This window comes from Algibacter amylolyticus (assembly GCF_014202225.1).
Taxonomy (GTDB): Bacteria; Bacteroidota; Bacteroidia; order Flavobacteriales; family Flavobacteriaceae; genus Algibacter_B; species Algibacter_B amylolyticus.
In genome coordinates this window covers 228002-236291 of sequence record NZ_JACHGE010000007.1, presented here as the reverse complement: position 1 = coordinate 236291, position 8290 = coordinate 228002, and the positions used below count along the sequence as shown (strand labels likewise).

The following is an 8290-nucleotide window of genomic DNA, read 5'->3' as shown; positions in this document are numbered from 1 at the left end:
AATTCGGTCATAGGAATTATATGTTTGTTTAATTCTTCGAATATCATTTTTCAGCTTGTGTACAACGTTTATGTATATGGAAAGTTGCGTGTTTGCGTGCGAGGATTTTCCGAAGGAAAATCGGACGCAGGCAAACAAAGCAACTCACATTGGTTAAGCTAAAAATAGCAATTTTTTATATACGGTGTTAGCGGCTGTATTTATTTAAAATTTGATTTACTATTTTGAAAATCCTTTTTGCGTTTTCCGCTTTTGGATTAACACACTTTTCAATATCGTGACTAATTGTAAATTTTGTAATTATTTTTCCGTCCGTAAATTCAATTAGAAATAAGTCGGCACAACCAATAAAGGGTTTGCAATATTCATCGCTGTTTTTTGTGTTTATAAAATCCGAATTTGAAATGACTGAATTAAGCTCATTTTTTAATTTTGCATCGTTGACAATTTTAGAGAAATTCAGTTTAGATAATTCCGCATAATTTTCATACTCTTCAAGCAAATAAGAATGAAATATTAATTCCGATTTTGCCTTATTAAACTCTATCATTTGTTCAAAAGCTGCTCCACCTCCAGGGAATTTCCAAATCCGTAGAGTTTTTGATTTTAACTCTGTTATTGGTTTTAGGTTTAGCTTTTTTAAAGGGTAATTAATTTGGTCAGTCAAATGCTTGTTGAAATCCAATTCTTTTACAATCTCAGTTTTATTTTCCGAACTGTTTTTGCATCCGAAAATTAATATTAAAATTATAAATGGGATTAGTTTCTTCATATTGCCGCTAACGTTTATGTATAAGAATAGTTGCGGGTTTGTATGCGAAGATTTTCCGAAGGAAAATCAGACGTTACAAACACGCAACGACCTTTGATTAAGCACTAAACCGCAATTATTTTTATACGGTGTTGTGGGTAGTTTTTTATCCCCATATTTGCCAAGCAATTCCAATAATTGATGCTATTCCGACTACTAAAGCTATTATAGTATTCGCTTTTGACCAATTCGATTCCTCTTGTTCCGTTCCCGTTTTAATTGTCTGTTTTCCAGTTTTCGATTTTTTATTAATTATCATATTTCCATTATTGATAATCGTTTCTTTTGAGCCTTTTTTTACATTCACGCCTTGTTCTTTTAAGTAATCCATAAAGTTATTTCCTTCATCTTCAAACCATTTTAGAAATTCGGGAATATTGTCTTTACTAAAATCAGGAACAGTTTGAATATCTCCGTTTTCAATTGCGAAGTCTCCATCTTTAATTTGCAAATCGAAATCTTGTGATTGATTAAACCATTTTTTAAAATATTTTCTCACGGTTGATTTATCTAAATTGATAAGCCCTTTTTCAATTATCATATCAAGAAAAAAATCTGCTTGGTCTGCTCTTTTTTCAAGACGTTCGTCATAATATTTATCCCATTCTTTTTCGTCAAGTAAAGGGTTTCCTTTAATTTCATTTTCTTGGTCTACAAGAAGCGTAACTTCGTTAATAAGAGATTTAATTAAACTCTTTAAATCAAAAATTCCTTTTTTCCACGCTGATTTGGTGTGTTCTCTATCGGTCGTAGCTATTTTTATTCCACCAATTTTAGTATCAAAGTCTATATCATTCCAAGGTTGGATATAATCTTGTCTTCCAGGAAACTTAACATTGACAAAAGCAGCAACTTCTTTCAAAATATCATCTAATTTTTGATAAGTATCTAAAAGTAATTCTTTATCATTCTCGGTCAATTCATAGCCAATCGGTGCAGCTCTCAAATGAAGAATTTCAGGCAGGTTTTCTGTCCGTTTCATAAGTGAATTAACTATGTTTAAATCTTTCTCGGTCATTTTCTTAAATTACCCACAACGGTTTTGTGTATGGTTAGTTGCGTGGTTAAGCAACTAAGTTAGCAAACTTTAACGAATCTGTGAAAATTCCGCAGGAATTTTCGCAAGTAGGCAAGGACCAAGCAATTAATTATACACGGTGTTGTGTGCAGTACTTTTACGTTCCTCTGTTATTATTTGTTCAGCCCAAGATATTTTCTCGGCAAAACTTTCTTTTTCAAATTCAAAATATTTCTGCTGAATTTTGTTAAGTATTTTATCTGATAAAATCCAATTTATAAATTCTCCTGCATTTTCTTTTTGGTCGTTAAATCCACTAATTTTTTTTCTATCGAAAAGTGCAGTTTGTTCGTCAACTATAAATTCCGATAAATGCTTAATTGATGCTTTTGATTCCGATTCGTTCCAAACATTTAGTAAATCAGTAAAATTCGGATAAAAGTGAGCAATCGCAGAAAAGTAATCTTTAAATTCCCATTCTGCTTTTTCACTATTATCGTTTAGAATACTTTCCCATAGCGCAATCATAAATTCCTGAATAACTATCTGTTCATTTTCAGTCCATTTATTCCATTCCGCAAGAGTGAGTTTGTCAAACGCAATCCAAATTTCATAAGGCGTTTTTAATTCAGCTGTTAATTCAAAAATTCGTGGTAGGAAATGTTTATAATCGTTTGCATTTCCCCAAGTCGTAATTGCTTTTCCTGTGAAACGAGATAAATCATCTTCAGTTAATTCCGGTAGAGATTTTGAGAATAATTCTTCATTCCATTTGTTTAAATTGTCATAATTCGGACTTCCATTCATATTCGAATTGCTATGATACTTTTCAAAAGTTTCATATAATTTCTTGATGTTATTTTTTAGTCTCGATGTCATTTTTCGTATTGCACACAACGGTTTTGTGTATGGTTAGTTGCGTGGTAAAGCAACTAAATTAGCAAACTTTTACGAACCTGTGAAAATTCCGCAGGAATTTTCGCAAGTAGGCTAGAACCAAGCAATTAATTATACACGGTGTTGGCAAATCGTTTTTTTTTATTCATTAATCATATTCGGTAATTCGTAAATAAATTTTAAAAGCATTTCTGTAAATAATAATATTTTCAGTGCCTCATCTTTTGTTTTCAAAACGATTCTATGATTTGCTGTATTTCCGTGTTTTCTTATTTCGTCAACCCATTTTTGTCCATTTGGTGGAATGTAATTATTGTCTTTTAGATAGTTGACGTAATCAACAAAACTTAAACCTTCTTTTGCTCCTTCGCTAACTGAAATGTTCATTAGTAATTTTCGGCAGCACATAACTGTTGAAGTATATGAGTGTGAAGACATGCATCTTCGAGCTTCTTGGTATAAGTCCTCGACTTCTTTTTCCTTTATGTGCTTAATTAAGTTTCCAAAACTTGTATCAGGATATTGTTCATTATCCTCGTCAAAATATGTTGGATTTTTACAATTATAACATATATAAATACTGCCTTTAATTCCCTTATAAGATTCGTGCCTTCCGTGTTTATTAGCACTTACTGTTCCAATTGCAGTAAATCCAAGTTCAGATGCAATTTCTCTTTCACAGAATCCGCATTTATATTCTTTTGATGGTACTTTATATGCTTCTGTCCAATTCATTTCTCAAATGTTTGCCAACGTGTTGTGTATGGTTAGTTGCGTGTTTAAGCAACTAATTTAGCAAATAAAACACAGATAGAATATTCCGCAGGAATATTCGTGAGTAGGCTAGACCTAGCAATTAATTATACACGGTGTTAGGCAAAGTTTTTTCAATTATTTTATACATTTCGTTCATTACTTTAATGCAAATATTGAATAATTCTGTGGCTTCGGATTCCGTAAATTTTCTATTCGAATGTTGAGATTGATTTCGGTAATACTTTCTAATAATATGAAGAAAACTTGTCAATTCACTATTATGTTTAATATCATCAAGTATTTCTTCTGTTTCTTTAATTAAATTAAAAAAGGTGATAGTTTCATCTTCTTCGTTTTCTTCCAAAAACAAGTTATTGAAAAATCTAACATATTCTTCAGTTGCTAATAGCATATGAAATGATGATGCTGTATTTCTGTCAAATGCCAAACAAAAAGCACTTTCCATAATATTAAATTGAACATCAAATGGTGCAATCAATAAAACATTTTCATTTTCAAAAAGTAATGTTTGGTTATCAATCAAATGTTTTGTTGGGAATTTTTTGTCGCTTAATACAAATGAGTTTTTATTTAAAATTTCAGCCTCAAAGGTTGTTAATAATTTATTTACAGAAGCATTTACTTTTTTTACTAAATCAGTAGAAACAATTTTCTTCGGATTTTCTTGAGATTCTTTATCTAATCTTTTATGATGTTTCTTAATGTCTCCTAATGTAATTGCAGAACTTGTTACTTGAAGATTCAATTCTTCTACGAAATCGAAAAAATTCGCTATTCGATTATATAGTTCAATATTTGTTGGTTCTTCATCGGTTTTGAATTCATTTAATAATTGTCCTAACCTGTAGAATTTGTATATGCTTGTTTTTTCCATTTAAATTTTGCCTAACGTGTTGTGTATGATTAGTTGCGTTGGCAGGAACTAAGTTAGTAAAAGAAAACGAACCAGAGGAAAATCCGTAGGATTTTCCGAGTACACACAGACTAGCAATTGATTATACACGTTGTTAGGCAACGTAATTTTCTCTCCAACCATTAGTTTTAGCAATTAATTCTGGATATAGACAAGATGTATTCCCATCTTGAGAAACCAAAATTCGAATTGTATCTCCAATTGACTTATTATTGGTTAAAGCGAAATTATTTGTTCTTGATTTATCAACCTTATTTTCATATTCGTAGTGAACATCCATCGACTGTCCGAATTTTGAAAATGTAAATCCTCTATTTTGATTAATCGAAATTATTTTGCCTTCTTTAATGCTACCAGTTCTATAAAGTGAAATTTCTTTTTTAATTCGAGAGTATAAAAGATAGAAAAATATTAAACCAATCAATAAAAAAACACCAGCTATATAATACATAAAATCCATACTAAATGAATATTGTTCATATTCCATAGCAATAGATTTTCCATTCAAATGTTTAATTGGAATAATATCTCCTTTCTTTAGATTTTTGGTGTTTTCTGGATCAAAAACACTAAATTTTGATTGAGTTTTTTGTCCATTTAAATCAAATTCATAAGTCAAAATTTGCGGATTTTCACCATTTATTGTGATATTATCAATTGACTTAATGTTAGTCAAAACTGCACTTGTTTTTATTCCATTAGATTCAACCATTTCAATATTTTCAACATATGGAAAACTACTTCCTAATGAATTCATTATTAAAGCCATCGGCAAGAACAAAATTAATGAGAATGCAATACCTTGAAATGTAGCAAGCAGTAAACTAGGTCTAATTTTAGCTCTTTGCCATATTGTTTTTAGGTTAATTTTTCTATTTGTCAATGTTTAGTTTTTATGTTGCCTAACGGTTAGTATAAGAATAGTTGTGGGTTTACGTGCGAGGATTTTCCGCAGGAAAATCAGACGTAGTAAACTTGCAACGACCTTTGGTTAAACCCAAAATTGAGCGATTATTTTTATACATTGTTGTAAACAGTATTTATTTCCGTTTGTAAATTAACACGTATTTTTCTCTATCCGCTATTGTCATTCCGTCTTTTGAATAAATCAGTATTTTTTTCTTCACAGGTTTTTGATAATAAAATCCGTCTTTTCTTTTTTTTACAATTTTTGCTTTTTTCAGAGATGGCAAATATGGACTGTCTGGTGCAATTTGTAGTTCCAAATTTATCTCTTGAGTTTTTTTGTCAAGATACCAAGTTCCATATGACACATTCAGCGGATTAAAACTTTTATATGTTCCGTCATCATTGAAAACATAACTATCTCTATTCACATTTTCAATTCCCATATCTCTTCCGAATCTTATCAGAGGAATTTTAGTTTGTTTTTCTCCATTCTCATCTTGCAATTCAATAAATTCCCATTCTCCAATTAAATCGGATTCAGTTAAGTTTTGAGAAATTCCAACTTGGAAAATCAATAATGATAGTATTAAGAATATCGTTTGTCTCATATTGTTTACAACGGTTACGTATATGGAAAGTTGCGTGTTTGTGTGCGAGGATTTTCCGAAGGAAAATCAGAAGCTAGCAAACAAAGCAACTAACATTGGTTAAGCACAAAATAGCAATTTTTTATATACAATGTTGCCACCAGTACTTTTTTTTATTCTCCCCATAAGTGGTAAACTGTCATTTTTTTATTGTCAGAACTTAATAATATAAATCCATTTTCATTAGTTGAATCATCAGTTCCAGATTCAAAAATATGCCAGTTTGTTTTAAATCGGTAAAGAGTGAAATCCGTTTCTATCCAACGAGGAAAAGATTTCGATTCGGTATTTGAGTTTTTTGATTCAGGTTTAAAGTTTTTAAGAGGAAGGTTGATATTTGGTTTTCCAGATTCCGTAATATTAGTCAATTCCGCTTTCTTATATTCCGTACTATCAATCAATTTCCAATCATTTTCAAAAGTCAATTCAGTTAGTTCTTTTATTTTAAATTCAGAACCATTATCCGCAATCCAATTTATAGACAATGTTCCTCCAAATGGTCCTTGGTCATTTTGCTTTTCTGTAATTAAGTTGGTTTCATAATTCAGCCAAAACCCTGAAGGTGTGATTTTACTACACGATATAAAATTAAATATTATTAATAAAATCAGAATTTTTTTCATTCGACAGGTTGGTTTTTTCGTATTGGTGGCAACGTGTTTGTATATGGTTTGTTGCGTGTTTCAAGCAACTAATTTAGTAAATAATTACCGACCAAGAAAGTCCGCGAGGACTTTCGTAAGTAGGCGAGAAGCCAGCAATAAATTATATACGGTGTTAGCTGTAGTTTTTATTTCACATCTTCTAAAAAACTTAATTCCTTTGGGTATTTTTCAAATTTTTTCACTTTGTTTTTAGCTTCTACAAAATATCTTTCCATTACATAGATAGTATTCATAGAATCCCAACTTTTCTTGATTTTTAGAATTTCTCTATCGATATTTAATTCAGACTCTTCTTTCGTTAGAGTTATTTCAATTGTGTGTCTTATTTTTTCATATTCAAGACCAAGTTTTCTATGAATATCTGATTTTTCATTAGGTTTTAAAAAAGTTTGTAGACCAGTAAATAAAGCAACTATAAATAATAGAAATGGTAAGAAATAATCCTTATCAAGGAAGAATAAATAAGTATTAAACCACTCATTTTTTATTTCAGGAAACTTATAAGAAAAAGCTACCATTGTTGATAAAACAAAAGCTGAAATTCCTATTCGTTTTTCAATTTTTCTATAATATTCAGATTGATAACAATGAGCATATTCTAATTGATGAACTTTTCTCATCCAATCCAAAAGCATAGTTTTTTTCTTTTCCATTTTATAGTAATTGTTTGTCAATTTTTTTTAATAGTTCTGTTGGGTCTATAATCATTTTTCTATTTATAACAGATTCTGAAATATGCTTTGGACCAATCACAATCGATTTATCTAAGCCGTTTTTACCTGTAAAAGAAAAAAACGTTGCAGAAGGTAAGGGTGAGTTTTTATGTCCCGATTTATGTAATTTACCAGCTTCTATTTTATAGTTTCCATTCTCTAAATGTAGTTCTTCGGATGTTTGATAAAGTTCTATATCTATTTTTTCATTAACTGCTTTGGAAGTGTGTTGGTTTACTTCGTTTAATGAACTGTTATAAACTACTTTGAAAAAAGAGTGATTAGAATTCTCTGAATTAATATTATAGTCAAATCTATTGTTAATTATTTTTCCAACTATAACCCAACTTTCTGCAAAAAATGTATGTGTATGAATTGAAAAATTTTCGCACTTTTCTAAATCAATATATTCATTCAATGAATCATCCCAAATATGTAACCTTAGGAAATCAAAACTTTCTAAAGACTCATCAAATTTATAAAGTGGAATTGATAAAAATCCTTGTGAGCCGATTGATGAAATTGTATATTCTTTTGGAATAATTTTAATTGACTTCGAAATTAATTCCCAAACAGACTTTACGTCTAATTTTTGTTTATTTTCTCTACAGTAAATTATTTCTCTAACTCCAACTAATCTATAAATCATAGATTTTATGTAAGTATCAGACTCTTTCTCAATGTTACTTAGAAGTTTCTCAATTGATATTCCTTTCGAATCTAAAAATAATAGTTTACAAATATCATTTTTAGACTTGATAACATCTTTAAATTCTTCTCCATAACCTTTGAGTAAAGGTTCGTAAAATGTCTTAAATTCAGAATCGGTAATGTTTGTATTTTGATTCATTAATTCGTTGATTTTGAGTTTCGTGGTAAATTACAGCTAACGTTGTTGTGTATGGTTAGTTGCGTGGTTAAGCAACTAATTTAGCAAATA

Annotated in this window: 10 protein-coding genes; all 10 read right to left on the bottom strand. The window is 29.9% G+C overall.

Going from position 1 to position 8290, the window contains the following annotated elements; genetic code table 11:
- Positions 1–187: 187 nt before the first annotated feature.
- On the bottom strand, positions 188–772 hold the full coding sequence (locus tag HNQ90_RS13725) for a hypothetical protein (protein ID WP_144117755.1): 585 nt from the start codon (positions 770–772) through the stop codon (positions 188–190).
- A 145-nt stretch (positions 773–917) separates the two neighbouring features.
- On the bottom strand, positions 918–1793 hold the full coding sequence (locus HNQ90_RS13720; protein WP_144117754.1) for a hypothetical protein: 876 nt from the start codon (positions 1791–1793) through the stop codon (positions 918–920).
- 162 nt (positions 1794–1955) lie between these two features.
- The gene (locus tag HNQ90_RS13715; RefSeq protein ID WP_144117753.1) at positions 1956–2708 is read right to left on the bottom strand and encodes a hypothetical protein; all 753 of its coding nucleotides are present in this window, start codon (positions 2706–2708) and stop codon (positions 1956–1958) included.
- A 159-nt stretch (positions 2709–2867) separates the two neighbouring features.
- Entirely contained in the window at positions 2868–3461 is a 594-nt protein-coding gene (locus HNQ90_RS13710) for a DUF4145 domain-containing protein (protein ID WP_144117752.1), read from the bottom strand.
- Positions 3462–3582: 121 nt separating this feature from the next.
- On the bottom strand, positions 3583–4377 hold the full coding sequence (locus tag HNQ90_RS13705; RefSeq protein WP_144117751.1) for a hypothetical protein: 795 nt from the start codon (positions 4375–4377) through the stop codon (positions 3583–3585).
- 133 nt (positions 4378–4510) lie between these two features.
- Positions 4511–5299 (bottom strand): hypothetical protein, encoded by a 789-nt coding sequence (locus tag HNQ90_RS13700; protein ID WP_144117750.1) that lies wholly within the window; start codon positions 5297–5299, stop codon positions 4511–4513.
- Between the two features lie 157 nt (positions 5300–5456).
- A complete protein-coding gene (locus HNQ90_RS13695) occupies positions 5457–5933 on the bottom strand; it encodes a glycoside hydrolase family 43 C-terminal domain-containing protein (RefSeq protein WP_144117749.1) in 477 nt (158 codons plus the stop codon).
- A gap of 152 nt (positions 5934–6085) precedes the next feature.
- Positions 6086–6595, bottom strand: a complete 510-nt coding sequence (locus tag HNQ90_RS13690) for a hypothetical protein (protein WP_144117748.1) — start codon at positions 6593–6595, stop codon at positions 6086–6088.
- A 167-nt stretch (positions 6596–6762) separates the two neighbouring features.
- Positions 6763–7290 carry an SLATT domain-containing protein gene (locus HNQ90_RS13685; RefSeq protein ID WP_144117747.1) on the bottom strand — a complete coding sequence of 176 codons (528 nt, stop codon included), beginning with the start codon at positions 7288–7290 and terminating at the stop codon, positions 6763–6765.
- Between the two features lies 1 nt (position 7291).
- Complete coding sequence (locus HNQ90_RS13680) at positions 7292–8200, bottom strand: hypothetical protein (RefSeq protein ID WP_144117746.1); 909 nt, start codon at positions 8198–8200, stop codon at positions 7292–7294.
- Positions 8201–8290 lie beyond the last annotated feature (90 nt).